The following is a 17,299-nucleotide window of genomic DNA, read 5'->3' as shown; positions in this document are numbered from 1 at the left end:
TTACCGGGCTTGCGCGGCGCGCGGCGCCGTCTTGGGGAACTGATCGTGGGCGAAGCGGACGATCTCGGCGGGGATGCGGTCGAGCGCCATCTCGTATTCCACGGCGCCGGCCTTCATCGCTTCCTTCGGCATGCCGTAGACGATGCAGGTCGCCTCGTCCTGGCCGATCGTGTGAGCACCGGTCTGGCGCAGTTCCAGCATGCCCTTGGCGCCGTCGTCGCCCATCCCGGTCATGATGATGCCGAGCGCGTTGGCGCCGGCCGATCGGGCGGCGGAGCGGAACAGGACGTCGACCGACGGGCGATGGCGGGTGACGAGCGGCCCGTCGCGCACCTCGACGTGATACTGCGCGCCCGAGCGCTGCAGCAGGAGGTGATGGTTGCCCGGCGCGATGAGGGCGAGGCCCGGCATCAGGCGGTCGCCGGTCACGGCCTCGCGCACCTCGATGCGGCAGAGGCCGTCGAGACGCTTGGCGAAGGCGGTGGTGAAGCCGGCGGGCATGTGCTGGACGATGGCGATGCCCGGGCAATCGACGGGCAGCGGTTCGAGGATGCGGCGCAGCGCCTCGGTGCCGCCGGTGGAGGCGCCGATCACCACGACCTTGTCGGTGGTGCGGTCGATCGGGCGCCCGTTCGAGGGCGGGAGAACCGCGTCTGCGGTGAGCTTCTCCTGCGGCGAGTTGGCGCCCTCGCCCCCGGCGCGGGGCCGGCGAACGCGAACGCTGGCCTGCGAGGCCGCGCGCACGGCGTCGCAGATGCGGGTGCGCGCCTCCATGAGGAACTGGGGCGTTCCGACCTTGGGCTTGGCGATGATCTCGACGGCGCCCGCTTCCAGCGCCTGCAGCGCCATCTTCGAGCCGGCCTCGGCGAGCGAGGAGCAGATCACCACCGGGATCGGCCGCTGGCTCATCAGCTTCTGGACGAAGGTGATGCCGTCCATGCGGGGCATCTCGATGTCGCAGATGATGACGTCGGGGATCTCCTCGCGCAGGCGCTCGGCGGCGAAATAGGGGTTGGAGGCGGTGGCGAAGACCTCCATGTCCGCCTCGGCATTGACGATCTCCGACAGGACCTGACGGACGCTGGCGCTATCGTCCACGATCAGCACGCGAATGGGCTTCATGGCGGTCAATCCTCCAGCCGTTCGTAGATGTTCCCGCGGATGAGGCGCAGCGGCAGCCGCCCCGAGCGGGTCGTGTCGGAATGTCCGAGGATGAGGAGACCGCCGGGCCTGAGGTGGCGGCAGAGCTTGGCCACCACGTCGTGCTGCACCTGCGGCTCGAAGTAGATGAGCACGTTGCGCAGGAAGATGATGTCCATCTTCGACTTCACGCGGTACTCGGAATGCATCAGGTTGATCTGGCCGAACGTGACGCGCTGGCGCAGTTCCGGCGCGATGCGCACGGCTTCGCTGGCCCGGTCGCGCGAGCGCAGTATGAAGCGCTCCTGAAGCGCCTGCGGCACGGGCACGACGTCCTCGGCGCGGTAGATCGCCTCGCGCGCGGCGGTCAGGATCTTGACGGAAATGTCGGTGGCGAGGATCTGCCAGTCCCACAGCCGGGGCTGCGAGATGGCGGCCTCCAGCACCATGGCGAGCGTGTAGACTTCCTGGCCCGACGAGCAGGCCGCGCTCCAGGCGCGCAGCGAGCGCCCGTCGCCGTTCTCGACGAGGCGCTGCACCTCGGCGGGGGTCAGATAGTCGAAATGGGCGCGTTCGCGAAAGAACGAGGTCTCGTTCGTCACCACGGTGTCGACGAAGGACTGCAACTCGCTCGTCTTGCCCGCCGGCGTCTGCAGGAGGCGCACGTAGCTCTCGAAGTCGCCGAGGCCGGTGGCCTGGAGCCGGCGGCGCAGGCGCGTCTCCAGCATGGTCTTCTTCACGCGCGAGAGCGACACGCCGCAATTGTCGTAGACGAGCTTGACGAGGACCTCGAAGGTCTTGTCGGACAGCTCGACACGGGTCCACTGGGGAATGGCGTCCGCGGCAGGATCGAGGGGAACCTTGAGGGATGCGGATGCCGAGGACATGGGGTCAGGCCGCCCGTGCGCCGGAGAGGACGCTCTCAGTGCCGTGGAAGAGGCTGTCGATGCGCAGGAGCGTCAGGAAGGCCTCCTTGCGACGGCCGAGCCCCTGCATGAAGTCGCTGTTCCAGGCCTCGCCCACATGCGGCGCGGCCTCGAGGGTCTGGTCGGAGAGATCGGCCACCTCGTGCACAGCGTCGGCGATCACCGCCACCGTGTGCAGCCGGCCGGCGGCCTCGAACTCGAGCACCACGATGCGGGTGTCCGGCCCGATCTCGCGCCCCTCGCCCGCCGGCATGGCGAGCTTGCGCTTGAGATCGACCACGGGGACGCCGACGCCGCGCACGTCGATCATGCCGATGAGGCTGGCCGGGGCGTTGGCCATCGGCTGGATCGGCTTGTAGTCGAGGACCTCGCGCACCTGCTGGACGTTCACCGCGAAGGCGCCCGATCCCAGCTGGAAGGTCAGCATCTCGTTGCCCTCGTCCGCATCGACGGCGGCGGAGGGTTGGAAGTGATTGCTCATGTCTCGTCCTCTGGGGATGCGGGCAGCGGCGTGTCGAGGGATCGCGGGCGGCGCGGCGGCCGGCTGGAAGCGATCGTCAGGTTCAGGCGTCGTCGAGCAGGCGCTCGACGTCGAGGAGGACGACGAAGCGGTCGTCCTGACGCACCACGCCGTCGAGGTAGCGGCTCGGCCAGCGCGAGCCGTATTCGGGCACCGCCGAGACGTCGCTGGCCCGCACGTGGATGACCTCGTAGACGGCGTCGGTCTTGATCGCGATCTGGAACGTCTCGCCGGCGGCGGTCGAGACCTCCGAGACGATCACCCGCGTCGACTGCGTGTCGGCGGCGCCCTCCATGCCGAAGCGGGCCCGCAGATCGACGAGCGGCAGGACGTTGCCGCGCACGTTGATGAGACCCGGCGCGAAGGACGGCGCGTTGGGAATGCGCGTCATCGCCGGGGGATCGAGCACCTCGTGGACGAGCGCCACCTTCAGACCGAAGAGGTCGTCGCCGAGCGCGACGGTGAGGTAGTCCTGGAGCGAGGTGTCGGCGACTTCGATGGCAAGCGACATGGGGTTCGGACCTTTAGGCTGCGACGCGCGTGTCGTGGCGCGGCTGGGCCGCGTGCCGTGCGAGCGGATTGACGTCGAGGATGAGGGCGACCGAGCCGTCACCGAGGATGGTGGAGCCGACGAGACCGGGGGTGCGCGCGTGCAGCGGCGAGAGCGGCTTGATCACCGTCTGGTGCTGGCCGACCACCTGGTCGACCACGACGCCGAGCTTGCCCGTCTCGCTTTCGGTGACCACCACGATCGTGCCGCGGTTCGGCGTGCCGAAGACGCTGTCCATCCACAGGAGCGGCACCAGCGTGCCGCGGATGTCGACGAAGTTGCGCCCGGCCGAGGCCCGCGTCTCGACGGCGGCGAGCTCGACGCATTCCTCGACGCTCGTCAGCGGCAGGATGCACTGGGTGTCGCCGACGGCGACCTGCAGCCCGTCGATGATCGCCAGCGTCAGCGGCAGGCGCAGCGTGAAGCGGGTGCCCTCGCCGGGCCGGCTGTCGATGTCGATCGAGCCGTGCAGCTCGTTGATCGTGCGCTTGACGACGTCCATGCCGACGCCGCGCCCCGAAAGGTTCGACACCGCCGCGGCGGTCGAGAGGCCGGGATGGAAGATCAGCTCGTCGATCTCGCGATCGGCCGGCACCGTGCCCTCGGCGACGATGCCGGAGGCGATCGCCTTTTCGAGGATGCGGGCGCGGTTCAAGCCGGCGCCGTCGTCGTCGATGGTGATCACCACCTCGGTTCCGGCCTGGCGGGCGCCGAGGCGCAGCGAACCGCGCTTGGACTTGCCGGCGGCCTCGCGGCGCTCGGCCGACTCGATGCCGTGGTCGATCGAGTTGCGGATGATGTGGACGAGCGGATCGCCGAGGCGGTCGAGAACGGTCTTGTCGAGCTCGGTCTCCTCGCCGGTGAAGGAGAGATCGATCTCCTTGCCGAGGTCGGAGGAGAGATCGCGCACGACGCGGCGATAGCGGCCGAAGAGCTGCTCGATCGGCACCATGCGCATGCCCATGGCGGAGTCGCGAAGGTCGGCCGACAGGCGCTCGATCTCCTCGGCCACCGTGGTGAGCACGGGATCGTGGCGGTTGCGGGCGAGCGCCGAGAGGCGGGCCTGCGCGATCACCAGTTCGCCGACCTGGTCGAGCAGCATGTCGAGGCGCGAGGCGGAGACCCGCACATGGGCTTCGGCGCGCGCTTCCTTGGCCTCGGGCACCTCGGCCTTGGCGGGCGCGGTGGCGGGCTTGGCGGGGGCGGCAACGGGCTTGGCCACGGCGACCGGGGCGGCTGCGACAGGAGCGGCAACGGGCGCGGCGACCGGGGCCGGCGCAACGGCGGCGACGGGTGCAGCGGCCGGGACCTCGTCTTCCAGTTCCTCGATGCGGACGGCCTCGGGGCCATCCACGAAGATGAAGACGTCGTCGATCGCCGAGCGCGGCGCGGCGGTGTCGAGAAGGATGGTCCAGCCCAGGTGCAGCTCGGTCGGGACGAGGTCCTCAATGGGGGGCAGGAGCGAGGTGTCGGCGGTCAGCGTGACCGTGCCGAGATCGCGCAGCTCGTCGATGAGGGCGAGCGGATTGGTGCCGAAGGCGAGCGCCGAGCGCTCCAGGCGCAGCGCGATGCGCCAGCGGCGCGACAGCGGCGAGACCGGCACGGCCGGGGCGGCGGCCACGGGAGCCGAGGCGGCAGCGGCGACGGGGGCGCCGTCGACTTCCGCCACGAGCGCCTTGGCCAGCCGCTCGCTTTCGGCAGAATGATCGCCGTCGGCCTCGAAGAGAAGCTTGCGGATCTGGTCGGCGGACTGGAGGAGAAGCGAGACGAGGGCGGGGGTCACAGGGGCGTGGTCCTGGCGGACCTTCTCGAAGGCGTTTTCCAGCTCGTGCGCGAAGGCCGCCATCGCCGGCGGGCCGAACATGCCGCCCGAACCCTTCAGCGTGTGAAGCGCGCGGAAGGTGGTGTTGACGAGCTCGCGATCGGTCGGGCGCTTCTCCAGGTCAAGGAGGGCCGCCTCGAGTTGCTCCAGAAGGTCGCGCGCCTCGTTGAGGAAGGTCTCAATGATGTCCCCGCCCATCATGATCAGGCTCCGATCAGCTTGTTGACGACGGCCACGAGCTTGGCCTGATCGAAGGGCTTGACGATCCAGCCGGTGGCGCCGGCGGCCTTGCCTTCCATCTTCTTCGTCTCGTCCGACTCGGTGGTCAGCATGACGATCGGGATGCCGGCGTGCTGGGGCATCTCGCGAACCTTGCGGATCATGCCGATGCCGTCGAGATTGGGCATGTTCAGGTCGGTGATGATCAGCTGGTACTTGTTCTGATCGAGCTTGGTGATGGCATCGGCGCCGTCGACGGCGGTGTCAGGCGTGTAGCCGGCGCTCTCCAGGGTGAAGGAGACCATCTGTCTCACGCTGGCGGAGTCATCGACGCAAAGAACGGACTTGCTCACGGTCTTCACCTTTCAGGAAAGTCGAAAATTCGGGGAGGATGGGGAGGGGTCGGAGCGACGCCGTCAGGCGAGACCGGGGAGCGAGGCGCCGGAGCGCTCGAAGAGCGTGCGGACGGCCTGCGATGCGGTGGCGGTCAGCTCGCGGCCGGCGGCCTTGAGCGAGACCTCGAAGGAGAGGAGAAGCTGCACGAAGCCGATGTCGCCGCTGTCCACGCCGGACATGTCGAGATGGACGGGGCCGCCGACGGCCGCCTCGCCCGCCTGCATCAGCTCCATCCGCAACGCGGTGCAGGCGGCCAGATCGTAGGATCCGGCGAGGACGAGGGTGGGGGCGCTGGGGAAGGACATCAAGCTCGGTCTCTCGCTTTCGATCATTGCGGAAGTTGACGCAAACAGATTGCGTTGCGGTTAAAGGTCAGAATGACGTCTCTTAAGGATGTCGGCCGCCTCGCGAAGTCTTCGTCCCCGCCCATGACGCCTCGCCCCTTGTGGTGCCGGCCTTTGGCCATCTGCGGGGAAGCGCCGGAAGTCAGGTGGTTGACGCACGATGACCGGCAACGGCGCAATTTGTGACCCAATTGCGACAGTTGCCCGACAACTTGAGCACTCGATCATCGTGAACGCCGCGTAAAGAAACGCGGGTGCCACCCACAGTAGAGACGGGGCCTGCAGCCGGTTTCTGTTCGGACAGTCTAACTAAATTTTATACGTTGGAGGATTAGAAGAGCGAGGTCGGCGCCCAAGGCCCGTCGGTGTCCCCGGCAAGCCCTGACGTGCCCCCTCCCCTTCTCAAAGTCGCGCTTGTCCTGGCGCCACGCCCCGCGGCCCGCGCCGCCCTCTTTCGGAGACGTCATGTTCGCGATCCAGAACCTCGCCATCTCGCGAAAGCTCGCCCTCGCCTTCACCGTCATGGTCGGCGCCACGGCCGGGATGGGTGGCCTCGTCGCCCACCAGCTCGGCGCGGTGGATGCATTGCGCGACAGCGGACAGGCGGCGCTGACCCGCAGCGAGACGCTCGACCAGCTCTCGCTCCGTCTCTATGAGCGCGACGCGATCGCAACCGCCGCGGTGCGCGGCACCGACGCGGACGCTCTCGCCCGCTTCGAGACGGCCGGCACGCCCATCGCCGCCGACATCGCGGCGCTGCGGAGCGCGGTCGCCGATCCCCTTGAAACCACCCGCATCGCCCGCATCGCCAATCTCGACGCCGACTATCGCGGCCAGATCGCCGATCTTGCGGCGCGGGCGGGCGTGCCGCAGACGAAGGTCGAAGCCGAGAAGACCTTCGCCGCCTTCGAGGGCCAGGCGCCGATGCGCTCGCTCATCGGAACGCTGGCGGACGCCGCCCGCGAGGAACGCGTCAGCGCCACGGCGGCCATCGACGGCGCGCTCGCCACGCTGCGCATGACGATCGTCGCCTGCATCGCCGCCTCGCTGGCGCTGGCCGGGCTGCTCTGCCTTCTCCTGATGCGCACCATCGCCGCCCCCACACGCCAGCTGGCGACCACGCTGACGAAGCTCGCGGCGGGTGATGCGGACGCGGCCCCTGCGCTCTCGGCCCGCCGCGACGAGATCGGCCGGATGGCCGGCGCGCTCGAAGTTTTCCGCCAGAATCTTCTGCGCACCCGCAGCCTCGAGACCGAAGCGGCGGCCGCCCGAGAGGCGAGCCGCGAGGAGACGCAGCGCACCGACGACGAGCGCCGCGACGCCCTCGCCCAGCAGGATCACGTGGTGGAGACGCTCGAAGTCGCCCTGACGCGCCTCTCGGCGGGCGATCTCACCTGCCGCATCGAGACCGCGTTCCCCGGCCGCTACGCCCGCCTCGGCGAGGAGTTCAACAAGGCCGCGCTCCACCTCCACGACATGGTGGGCCGCGTCGCCTCCTCCGTCTCCTCGATCGGCAACGGCACGAGCGAGATCGGCCACGCCTCCGACGACCTGTCGCGCCGCACCGAGCAGCAGGCCGCCAGCCTCGACAAGACCGCCTCGGCGCTCGACGAGATCACCGCGACCGTCAAGCACTCGGCCGAGAACGCCGCCTCCGTCGCCTCCTCCGTCGCCGTCGCCCGCCAGGACACGGAACGATCGGGCGAGGTGATGCGCGAGGCCGTCGAGGCGATGACCGCGATCCAGAAGTCCTCGCAGCAGATCGCCCGCATCATCGGCGTGATCGACGAGATCGCCTTCCAGACCAACCTCCTCGCCCTGAATGCCGGCGTCGAGGCGGCGCGGGCGGGCGATGCGGGCCGCGGCTTCGCGGTGGTGGCGCTCGAAGTGCGCGCGCTCGCCCAGCGTTCGTCGGAAGCGGCCAAGGAGATCAAGACGCTGATCAGCGCCTCCTCGACGCAGGTCGGCAACGGCGTCGATCTCGTCAACCGCTCCGGTGAGGTGCTGACCCGCATCGCCGCGCAGGTCACCCAGATCGACGCCCTCGTGCAGGAGATCGCCGGCTCGGCGCGCGAGCAGTCGATCGGCATCGCCGACGTCAACGACGCCGTCAACAAGATGGATCGCGTCACCCAACAGAACGCCGCGATGGTGGAGGAGACCACCGCCGCGACGCTCTCGCTGCGCACCGAGACCGAGGAACTCGGCCGCCTTATCGCGACCTTCCGGGTCGACGGCACCGACATCGCGGTCTCGCAGCTGCGCAACGTCGCCGCCGTGATGAAGACCCCGGCCCGCATCGCCGCCACCGCGCCAGCAGCCAGCCCGGCCCGCATCGCAACGCCCGTCGCCGCCCCGCGCGCTGCGGCCGCTGCGGCCCCCGCAACCGCCGTCGCCGAGGATCTCGGCTGGGAGGAATTCTGATGTCCGGTCCGAACGAAGCCAGCGACACCGACCTCGTGGTTCCCCTGCCCCCCGAAATCCTGGCGATGATGGCCGCCTATGAGGCCGCCCCCGACGCCGAAGCTGACGACGAGACCGCGTCCGCCATGGCCGCCGAGCCCGACATCGCCGAGGCCGGCGAGGAGGTCGTCTTCGCTGCGCCCCTGACGCTGCCCGACCTGCCGGACGAGGACGGGGCGACCGAGGCTCTCGTCGACGAGGCCGCGATCTCGCCTCTCGCCGGTCCCGCCGCCGCGGGCGCCGAGACCGGCGACGAGGTGGCCGAGACGATGGTGCTGACCGCCGTCCTCGACCTCACCGCCGCCAGCGCCCTCCATGCCGCGCTTCTCGCCCGGCGCGGCTCCGCGCTCAGCCTCGACGCGGGGTCGGTCCGCCGCCTCGGCGGCCAGTGCCTCCAGCTTCTCGTTTCCGCCGCCAAGACCTGGGACGCCGACGGGGTGCCGATCGGGCTCGGGGCGACGTCCGACGCCTTCGAGCGCGATCTGGCGCTTCTCGGAATGAAGCCTTCAGACCTCTTCCAGAACGAGGCCGCGTGATGTCGAAGACCATCCTGACGATCGACGATTCGCGCACGATGCGCGAACTGCTGCGCGCCGCGCTCGACGCCGCCGGCTTCACGGTGATCCAGGCCGAGGACGGGCTGCACGGGCTCGAAGTGCTGAGCGCCTGCGACCCCGACGTCATCATCACCGACATCAACATGCCGCGCATGAACGGTCTCGAGTTCATCGAGGCGGTGCGCGTCGACCAGGCCCGCCGGGCGATCCCGATCATCGTGCTAACCACCGAGAGCGACGCGGCCAAGAAGGACCGCGCCCGCAAGGCCGGCGCCACCGGATGGATCGTCAAGCCCTTCGATCCCGCCAAGCTCGTCTCCGCCATCAACCGCGTCGTCGCCTGAAGGATCTGCCGATCATGAGCGCTTTGGACGAAATCCGTGTCGTCTTCTTCCAGGAATGCGACGAGCAGCTGCAGGAGCTGGAGGACGGCCTGACCGCGATGAGCGACGGGCAGACCGACGACGACACCGTGAACCGCGTCTTTCGCGCGGTGCATTCGATCAAAGGGGGCGCGGGCGCCTTCGACCTGACGAAGCTCGTCAAGTTCGCCCACGTCTTCGAGACCGTGCTCGACGAGGTGCGCTCGCACCGCCTCGAAGCCGGCGACACCGTCATGCCGGTGATGCTGCGCTCAGCCGATCACCTGCGCGACATGGTGGCGGCGGGCCGCGACGGCGCCGAGGGCGACCTTGCGCGCTCGAAGGAGCTGATCGACGAGCTGGAAGCGCTGATCGGCGGCCCGAAGGGCGGCGGCCACGGCGACGAGGAGGGCGCGGACGAGGACGGCGGCATGGCGCTCGCCGATTTCGAATTCACGCCCGTCGCCGTCGACTGGTCGGCCATGGGCCTCGATACCGGCCTGGAGGCCGGAATGGATGCGCCGACCTTCGACGCCGACGCCCCGGCCGTGCGCATCGCCTTCAAGCCGCACAGGGATCTCTACGCCAAGGCCAACGAGGCGACCGTGCTCCTGCGCGAGGTTTCGGGCTTGGGCGAAGCCACCATCACCTGCGACACGTCCGAGGTGCCGCTTCTCGACGCGATCGATCCGGAGGGCGCCTATCTCAGCTTCGCCGTGGATCTCGACGGCGACGAGGTGAGCGAAGCCAAGGTCCGCGAGATCTTTGAATTCGCCGAGTGGGACTGCGACCTCACGCTCACCGCCAGCGCCGGCGCGATGCCGGCGATCGACCTCGATGCGCTCGGTGATGCCGGCGGCTTCTCGGTCGCCGACCTTCTCGCCCGCCTGCAGACCGAGATCGTCACCGACGGCGAGGCACCCGAACTGCCCCCGGCCGCTGCGGCACCGGTTCCGGCCGAGAAGGCGGAGCCGGAAGCCAAGCCCGCTGAGAGGGCCGAGGGCGAGAGCGCGGCGAAGGCCGAGGCGCCCGCCGCCGTGATCCGCGTCGAGCTGCACCGCGTCGACAAGCTGATCGACCTCGTCGGCGAACTCGTGACGACGCAGACCATGCTCGCCCAGAAGGTCGAGGAGGCCGGCCTGCCGACGGGCTCCGAGGTCGTCTCCTCGATCGAAGAGCTCGACCGCCTGACCCGTACGCTGCAGGACAGCGTCATGGCGGTGCGCGCCCAGCCGGTGAAGTCGGTGTTCCAGCGCATGCCGCGCCTCGTTCGCGAGGTCGCCGCCGCCACCGGCAAGAAGGTCGCCTTCGTCTCGAAGGGCGAGAACACCGAGGTCGACAAGACCGTGGTGGAGCGCCTCTCCGACCCGCTCACGCATATGATTCGCAACGCCATCGACCACGGACTGGAAAAGCCCGAGGACCGGGTCGCCAAGGGCAAGCCGGCGGAGGGCACCGTGACGCTCTCGGCCGCCCACCGCTCGGGCCGCATCATCATCGAGATCTCCGACGACGGGGCCGGCATCAACCGGCCGAAGGTCAAGCAGATCGCCATCGACAAGGGCCTGATCGCCGCCGACGCCATTCTCTCCGACGAGGAGACCGACCAGCTTGTCATGCTGCCGGGCTTCTCCACCGCCACCACGGTCTCGGCGATCTCGGGCCGGGGCGTCGGCATGGACGTCGTCAAGCAGTCGATCGAGGCGCTCGGCGGCCGGCTCGCCATCGCCTCGCGGCCGGGGCTCGGCTCCTCCTTCACGATGAGCCTGCCGCTGACGCTCGCCGTCCTCGACGGGATGATCGTCAAGGTCGGCGAGGAGACGCTCGTGGTGCCGCTCTCGGCCATCGTCTTCACCTTCCGCCCGCAGGCCGAGGAGTTGCAGTCGCTCGGCCACGGACGCACGGTGAACGTGCGCGACGCCATCGTGCCGCTCGTCGATGTCGGGGTCGAACTCGGCTTCCGGCCCGAGCCCGCCGATCCGCTGACGAGCGTCGCGATCCTCGTCGATTGCGACAACAACCGGCGCATCGCGCTTCTCGTCGACGAGATCCGCGGCCAGCGCCAGGTCGTCATCAAGAGCCTGGAAAAGAACTACCGGCCGGTCCCGGGCATCTCGGCCGCGACGATCTCGGGCGAGGGGCGCGTGGCGCTCATCGTCGACGTCGACGCGATGGCCGGCGACAAGACCCTCGACGGCTTCATCTTCGGTATCGAACAAGCGGCGGCGGAGTAGAGACCCATGTCCCAGACGGTTCGCAAGTCCACAGGCCAGGGCATGGAAATGGTCGCCTTCCGCGTCGGCCCGCAGGAGTTCTGCGTCGACATCAAGGCGGTGCGGGAGATCCGCGGCTGGACCCCGGCCACCACCCTCCCCCATGCGCCCCACTACATTCTCGGCGTCATCAACCTGCGCGGCACCGTGCTGCCGGTGGTCAATCTCGCCGCCCGGCTCGGCCTGCCCGTCGATCCGCCGACGCCGCGCCATGTCATCGTCGTGGTGGCGGCCGAGGACCAGGTCTTCGGCCTCCTCGTCGACGCCGTGTCCGACATCCTCTCGGTCAGCCCCGAGCTGATGCAGGGCGCGCCGGACCTGGCGCAGGACTCGGCCAAGGCCTTCGTCTCGGCCGTGGTCGCGATCGAGGACCGGATGATCGCCCGCATCATGCCCGAGCGCATGCTGCCCGAACGCCTGCGGCTGGTCTGATGGGCGCCGCTGCGCCGGTCCTCGAGCTGCCCGGCGCCGGATCCGCGCGGGCGGGCAGCCACGACGATCCCGTGCTGACGCCGGGCGAGTTCACCCGCATCGCGGCGATCATCCGGGCGGAGGCGGGCATCCATCTCGCCGATGCCAAGGCCTCGCTCGTCTATTCGCGGCTGGTGAAACGCCTGCAGGCGCTGAAGCTTCGCACCTTCGACAGCTACTGCGACCTCGTGCAGTCGGCGGCGGGCGTGGCTGAGCGGCCGCTGATGGTGGAGGCGCTGACCACCAACTACACGTTCTTCTTTCGCGAGCCCCACCATTTCGAGCATCTGGCCGCCGCCAGCCTGCCGCCGCTGATCGAGCGGGCGCGGGCCGGCGGCCGGGTGCGGATCTGGAGCGCAGGCTGCTCAATGGGCCACGAGACCTATTCGATCGCGCTGCGCCTTCTCGACCTGATGCCGGATGCGCGGCGCCACGACATCCGCATCCTCGCCACCGACATCGACCGCAACGTGCTGGCGACGGCGCGGGCCGCGCGCTTCGACGCCGCGACGCTGAAGGACGTGACGCCGGACGATCTGGCGCGGGGCTTCCACACGATCGACGGCGGCGAGACCTTCGAGGCACGCCCCGAACTGCGCGAGCTCGTCGCCTTCCACGAGCTCAACCTCCTGGCGGACTGGCCGATGCGCGGCACGTTCGACATCGTCTTCTTCCGCAACGTCGCGATCTACTTCGACCAGGACGTGCGCGAAAGCGTCTGGACCCGCATGGCGGGGCGCATGCAGCCGGGCGCCTGGCTTTATGCCGGCCATTCCGAGCGCATCACCGGGCGGCCGGCCGCCCTCTTCTCGCACGAAGCCACCACGACCTACCGCAGGAACGAGGCATGACGCCGACCCGCGTCCTCATCATCGACGATTCCCCGACGATGCGTCTTCTCATCGGCAAGGCGCTGCGCGAGGACGGCAGCATCGAGATCGTCGGCGAGGCCGGCGATGCCTTCGAGGCACGCGAGCAGATCAAGGCGCTCGACCCCGACGTCGTGACGCTCGACGTCGAGATGCCCGGCATGAAGGGGCTCGACTTCCTCGAGAAGATCATGCGCCTGCGGCCGATGCCGGTGGTGATGGTCTCCAGCCAGACCGGGCCGGGCACCTCGGCCGCCATTGAGGCGCTGGCGATCGGCGCCTTCGATTGCCTCGCCAAGCCCCGGCGCGCTGCCGACGACGCGTTCGGGACGCTGGCCGAGACGGTCAAGCTCGCTGCGGCCTCGCGCAAGGGTCTCGCCGCCGTATCGGCCCGTCGCAACGGCGCCGCCGCCCTCCCCCGCGCAACGCAGGACGGGTTGCCCACGGCGGCCCGGGCCGCCCGCGCACCGCGCACCCGGCCGGCGGCGATCGGCATCGGGGCTTCGACCGGCGGCATCGAGGCGCTGACGGCGCTCCTCGCCGACTGGCCGGAGGGCTGTCCGCCGACGCTCGTCGTCCAGCACCTGCCGGCCGGCTTCACGCGCGGCTTCGCCCAGCGCCTCGCCAAATCCTCGCCGGTGCGCGTCGTCGAGGCCGAGGACGGCATGCCGATCGAAAACGGCACGGTCTATCTCGCGCCCGGCGGGGTGCGCCACCTCCTCGTCGTCGGCGCCTCGCCGATGTGCTCGCTCGTCGAGGCCGCGCCCGTCAGCGGACATCGCCCGTCGGTCGACGTCCTCCTGCATTCCCTAGCGAGACGTTTCGGAAAAGCCTCCCTCGGTATCATTTTAACGGGGATGGGCAGCGACGGAGCGCAGGGAGCTTTGGAGATTCGTAAGGGTGGTGGAAGGACAATAGGGCAGAACGAGACCTCCTCCCTCGTATACGGCATGCCGAAGGTCGCCTTCCACTTGGGCGCGATCGAAGAACAACTTGCTTTGGAAAGCATCTCACACGCCGTCTTCGGCGCCTGAACCGGAAAGCACTCGCCATGGCTCTCACCAAGCAAACGATCAAGATCCTGATCGTCGACGACCAGACCACGAGCCGGCTGCTCATGCGGGATGCCCTCCAGCAGATCGGCTTTGCCAACATTCCCTTCGCCAAGGACGGCGAGGAGGCTCTGAAGATGATGATGTCGAGCCCGGCCCATATCGTCATCTCCGACTACAACATGCCCAAGCTCAACGGGCTGCAGCTCCTGCAGGCGATCCGCACTTTCCCCGCGACCCGCATCACGCCCTTCATCCTCCTGACCGGCTCGGGCGACCGCTCGGTGCTGCAGCAGGCGGTGAAGCTCGGCGTCAACAACTACCTGCCCAAGCCCGTCCAGCCCGCCGCGCTCCAGAAGGCGATCCAGGCGGTCACCGGCAACATCCAGTGATGGAGCAGGCGGGCGCAAGGATCCACGTCGCGGAAGGCGAGACGCACATCGAAGCCGATGCGCGGGTCGTCCTGACCACGATCCTGGGATCCTGCGTCGCCGCCTGCATCTTCGACCCCAACTCCGGCACCGGCGGCATGAACCACTTCCTGCTCGCTGGCGAAGGCGGCCACCGGGCCGGCGCGGCGGAGCGCTACGGCGCCTACCTGATGGAGGTGCTCGTCAACGGCGTGCTGGCGCGCGGCGCGCGGCGCGAGGCGCTGCGGGCCAAGCTCTTCGGCGGCGCGCGGATCGGCGCGGGCCGGGCCGAGATCGGCGCCGGCAATGCCGAATTCGCCAAACGCTTCCTCGCGATGGAGAACATCCCGCTCATCGGCGGCAGCCTCGGCGGTGATGCGGCGCGCCGCATCGAGTTCTGGCCTCATTCAGGCCGCGCCCGGCAGATCTACCTGATGGACCGCCTGGAGCCGCCGCTGCCGCCGGCGCCCGTGCTCGCCGATCTCGGCGACGTCGAATTCTTCTGACGGGCCGCTCCGTCCTTCCTCTCGAGCCTTCCGGGATCCCGCCGATGAGCCCCAACCCCGCGCCGACGCTGGCCGTCCTGATCGATCGCATCGCCCGGGAGCTCGCCCGCGAGGCCGAGGCGGTGCGCGGCCTCCATGCGCTGGTGAAGGGCGGCGACGGCAGTCCCGCCACGGTCCGGCTGGCGCAGACGATCGACACGACGCCCCAGCATCTCGACGAGATCGCGGCGCTCCTCGCCCGTCTTTCGTCCATCCTTCCCGACGCTGGCCTCCCCAACGCAGGCCTTCCCGGCGGGATGCTGGCGTCGGGGATCCAGCTGTCGGCCCTGCGCGAGCGCCTGTTCGGGGGCGACGACGCCGGGGCATCCGATGCGGGCGAACTCGACATGTTCTGACCTGTCGGCAGCTTGATCGGCGCGACGGCACGATCTGCCGCAGCGTCAGGCTTTGCACCAGTCCGACATCGGAACGTTCGACAGTTGTTGGTGCGCGGCGCATCTCGCGGTTGCGAAGAAACAGTCGTAGAACGCTCTGAACCGAGACCGGTAAAATTTGACGGATAATCGGCCGTTTGAACCCGTTCCATGATCGAAGAGACCCAATTTTCGATCACTTTAGATTTCAATGATCACTTTTTTTGCGCTGCAGCATCATCGCCCCGGAATTTTCTCGCGCTGCGTCAATCCGCTTGATGACCTTCCAATTCAATATAGTTCGCAGTATTCCTCTGTATGCACGCTGGATGCGCTGGATTTTCTATCGGATCGCTTTTAGCAGCGACATAACCTCAAGTACCCTTCCAATGCGGCGGGCGTTGCAACCGATGTCCGTCAAGTGTTTGACCGCGCAGGCGCAGCGACCGACCGCGGGCACCACACCAGCCCTTCGGGTTGGGCATCGGCCCAGCGATGGAGATGATCGGACGCAAGCGACGCCCGGTCTTTCGATCCACTCCGACGAATATAATTCATCATTCATCAACCAAAGGACTTAAGGCCGTCTTGCCGAACGGCGGGACCGGCGACGGCCGCGGTCATCGCGCAGTCTCCCTTGCTTGACGCGATCATGGAAACGTCTGTGACGCCCTGCACACGGGGTCGCGGACGAGGTGTAACGCGAGGACGCTCGCGCCGTCGGCGCCCGATTGCTCCTCGCCGGGGCATCGTCTAGGCCAGGGAAACGTCGTCCCGTTCCTTATCCCCGGTGTGTTCCTCATGGCGAAAATCTCGACGCTTCCCCGCGCCGACGAAGCGGTTGCCGCGACCGACGTACCCGTCGGCGGCGCTGCCAAGCGCGCCCTCGACATCGTGATCGCGGCCAGCGCGCTCATCGTTCTCAGCCCGCTGATGCTGATGATCATGCTGGTCATGAAGCTCACCGATCCCGGCCCGATCGTCTTCGGCCACAAGCGCGTCGGCTTCGAGGGCAAGCACTTCCATTGCTACAAGTTCCGCTCGATGGCGACCAACTCCGCCGAGTTGCTGCAGCGTCTGCTGCAGTCCGACCCGGTGGCGCGCGCCGAGTGGGAGACGAGCCAGAAGCTGCGCAACGATCCTCGCGTCACCAAGCTCGGCCGCATCCTGCGCGAGACGAGCCTCGACGAGCTGCCCCAGCTCATCAACGTTCTCAAGGGTGACATGAGCCTGGTGGGTCCGCGTCCGATCGTCGACGAAGAAATCTACCGCTACTCGCACCGGTTCGAAGCCTACAAGCGCGTTCGCCCCGGCGTGACCGGCATGTGGCAGGTCAACGGGCGTTCGGACACGAGCTATGCCTCGCGGGTCAAGTTCGACACGTTCTACGTGCGCAACTGGTCGGTGCCGCTGGATATCGGCATCCTGTTCAAGACGGTGTCCGTGGTTCTGAAGCGCGAAGGCAGCCACTGAGACCCGAAGCGATCCCGCTTCTAGCCTTCCGAACGCCGCACGGCTCCGCCCTGCGGCGTTTTGCGTAGGAGAAGGGCTGCGAGAAACGCGCCCTGAAGCGCAATGAGCGACAGGGCGAGGATCGCCAGCGTCGCGCCGAGACCCGCGCCGGCCTGCGCCAGCGCCACGCTCTCCACCCCGACGACGAGCAGCGAGGCCGCCAGGATCGAGCCGGCACTCCCGGATCCCTGTCCGCAGACCCAACCAATCGCGGCGACGCAGATGGCGAACATCGGGTGGTCTCCCCTCGAAGGTTGGCGTGACGGACGAGGGCAACGCTAGCCCGGATCGTCGTCGCATCCGAGCGGGTTCAACAATCAGCATGAAGGATCCGTTGCCGCCATTGGGACAATGGGAGGCTCACGACTGCGTCATGGGCTTGTGTCCCCCTCGAGGCCTGCGGCTCGCCTGCACGAAAGACGTAGCCACGGTGCCCGGAGGCGACCTCGATCGAGCATCTGGCCTTGCCCGGCCCGCCCCTTTAAGATCGCGGC

At 68.6% G+C, this 17,299-nt stretch carries 19 protein-coding genes; 11 read left to right on the top strand and 8 right to left on the bottom strand.

Features of this window, described 5'->3' with window-relative positions:
- From AUL33_RS07280 to AUL33_RS07250, 7 genes are all read right to left on the bottom strand, one after another.
- Window positions 1-1,122: a chemotaxis response regulator protein-glutamate methylesterase gene (locus AUL33_RS07280; RefSeq protein WP_062205914.1), complete on the bottom strand. Its 1,122-nt coding sequence runs from the start codon at window positions 1,120-1,122 to the stop codon at window positions 1-3.
- A 5-nt stretch (window positions 1,123-1,127) separates the two neighbouring features.
- Window positions 1,128-2,027, bottom strand: a complete 900-nt coding sequence (locus AUL33_RS07275; RefSeq protein ID WP_062205911.1) for a protein-glutamate O-methyltransferase CheR — start codon at window positions 2,025-2,027, stop codon at window positions 1,128-1,130.
- A 4-nt stretch (window positions 2,028-2,031) separates the two neighbouring features.
- Complete coding sequence (locus AUL33_RS07270; protein WP_062205907.1) at window positions 2,032-2,547, bottom strand: chemotaxis protein CheW; 516 nt, start codon at window positions 2,545-2,547, stop codon at window positions 2,032-2,034.
- Window positions 2,548-2,629: 82 nt separating this feature from the next.
- Window positions 2,630-3,097, bottom strand: coding sequence for a chemotaxis protein CheW (locus tag AUL33_RS07265; RefSeq protein WP_062205904.1), 468 nt, complete (start codon window positions 3,095-3,097; stop codon window positions 2,630-2,632).
- Between the two features lie 13 nt (window positions 3,098-3,110).
- Window positions 3,111-5,159: a chemotaxis protein CheA gene (locus AUL33_RS07260; protein ID WP_062205901.1), complete on the bottom strand. Its 2,049-nt coding sequence runs from the start codon at window positions 5,157-5,159 to the stop codon at window positions 3,111-3,113.
- Between the two features lie 2 nt (window positions 5,160-5,161).
- Window positions 5,162-5,530: a response regulator gene (locus AUL33_RS07255; protein WP_062206154.1), complete on the bottom strand. Its 369-nt coding sequence runs from the start codon at window positions 5,528-5,530 to the stop codon at window positions 5,162-5,164.
- Window positions 5,531-5,593: 63 nt separating this feature from the next.
- Window positions 5,594-5,878 carry an STAS domain-containing protein gene (locus tag AUL33_RS07250; protein ID WP_062205898.1) on the bottom strand — a complete coding sequence of 95 codons (285 nt, stop codon included), beginning with the start codon at window positions 5,876-5,878 and terminating at the stop codon, window positions 5,594-5,596.
- A gap of 504 nt (window positions 5,879-6,382) precedes the next feature.
- Here AUL33_RS07250 and AUL33_RS07245 point away from each other — a divergent pair.
- The 11 genes from AUL33_RS07245 to AUL33_RS07195 all read left to right on the top strand — a co-directional run bounded on the left by AUL33_RS07245 (window position 6,383) and on the right by AUL33_RS07195 (window position 16,766).
- Window positions 6,383-8,341, top strand: a complete 1,959-nt coding sequence (locus AUL33_RS07245; protein WP_062205895.1) for a methyl-accepting chemotaxis protein — start codon at window positions 6,383-6,385, stop codon at window positions 8,339-8,341.
- A complete protein-coding gene (locus tag AUL33_RS22740) occupies window positions 8,341-8,916 on the top strand; it encodes an STAS domain-containing protein (protein ID WP_244492042.1) in 576 nt (191 codons plus the stop codon). The genes AUL33_RS07245 and AUL33_RS22740 overlap by 1 nt, the downstream gene beginning before the upstream one ends.
- Window positions 8,916-9,281 carry a response regulator gene (locus tag AUL33_RS07235; RefSeq protein WP_062205892.1) on the top strand — a complete coding sequence of 122 codons (366 nt, stop codon included), beginning with the start codon at window positions 8,916-8,918 and terminating at the stop codon, window positions 9,279-9,281. Before AUL33_RS22740 ends, AUL33_RS07235 begins: the two co-directional genes overlap by 1 nt.
- A 14-nt stretch (window positions 9,282-9,295) precedes the next feature.
- The gene (locus tag AUL33_RS07230) at window positions 9,296-11,533 is read left to right on the top strand and encodes a chemotaxis protein CheA (protein ID WP_062205890.1); all 2,238 of its coding nucleotides are present in this window, start codon (window positions 9,296-9,298) and stop codon (window positions 11,531-11,533) included.
- Between the two features lie 6 nt (window positions 11,534-11,539).
- The gene (locus AUL33_RS07225; protein ID WP_062205889.1) at window positions 11,540-12,004 is read left to right on the top strand and encodes a chemotaxis protein CheW; all 465 of its coding nucleotides are present in this window, start codon (window positions 11,540-11,542) and stop codon (window positions 12,002-12,004) included.
- Window positions 12,004-12,894 carry a protein-glutamate O-methyltransferase CheR gene (locus tag AUL33_RS07220; protein ID WP_082652392.1) on the top strand — a complete coding sequence of 297 codons (891 nt, stop codon included), beginning with the start codon at window positions 12,004-12,006 and terminating at the stop codon, window positions 12,892-12,894. The genes AUL33_RS07225 and AUL33_RS07220 overlap by 1 nt, the downstream gene beginning before the upstream one ends.
- Entirely contained in the window at window positions 12,891-13,946 is a 1,056-nt protein-coding gene (locus AUL33_RS07215) for a chemotaxis response regulator protein-glutamate methylesterase (RefSeq protein WP_062205887.1), read from the top strand. Before AUL33_RS07220 ends, AUL33_RS07215 begins: the two co-directional genes overlap by 4 nt.
- A 17-nt stretch (window positions 13,947-13,963) precedes the next feature.
- Entirely contained in the window at window positions 13,964-14,356 is a 393-nt protein-coding gene (locus AUL33_RS07210) for a response regulator (protein WP_062205885.1), read from the top strand.
- On the top strand, window positions 14,353-14,880 hold the full coding sequence (locus tag AUL33_RS07205) for a chemotaxis protein CheD (protein WP_374754412.1): 528 nt from the start codon (window positions 14,353-14,355) through the stop codon (window positions 14,878-14,880). Before AUL33_RS07210 ends, AUL33_RS07205 begins: the two co-directional genes overlap by 4 nt.
- Before the next feature lie 44 nt (window positions 14,881-14,924).
- Window positions 14,925-15,275 (top strand): hypothetical protein, encoded by a 351-nt coding sequence (locus AUL33_RS07200; RefSeq protein WP_062205879.1) that lies wholly within the window; start codon window positions 14,925-14,927, stop codon window positions 15,273-15,275.
- Between the two features lie 819 nt (window positions 15,276-16,094).
- Window positions 16,095-16,766 (top strand): sugar transferase, encoded by a 672-nt coding sequence (locus tag AUL33_RS07195; protein WP_062206145.1) that lies wholly within the window; start codon window positions 16,095-16,097, stop codon window positions 16,764-16,766.
- A 20-nt stretch (window positions 16,767-16,786) separates the two neighbouring features.
- Here the strand turns inward: AUL33_RS07195 and AUL33_RS07190 are convergent, their stop codons facing one another.
- Entirely contained in the window at window positions 16,787-17,038 is a 252-nt protein-coding gene (locus AUL33_RS07190) for a hypothetical protein (RefSeq protein ID WP_062205875.1), read from the bottom strand.
- Between the last annotated feature and the right edge of the window lie 261 nt (window positions 17,039-17,299).

The organism is Aureimonas sp. AU12 (assembly GCF_001463705.1).
Classification (GTDB): domain Bacteria; phylum Pseudomonadota; class Alphaproteobacteria; order Rhizobiales; family Rhizobiaceae; genus Aureimonas.
This window is presented reverse-complemented; position numbering and strand designations above follow the sequence as displayed.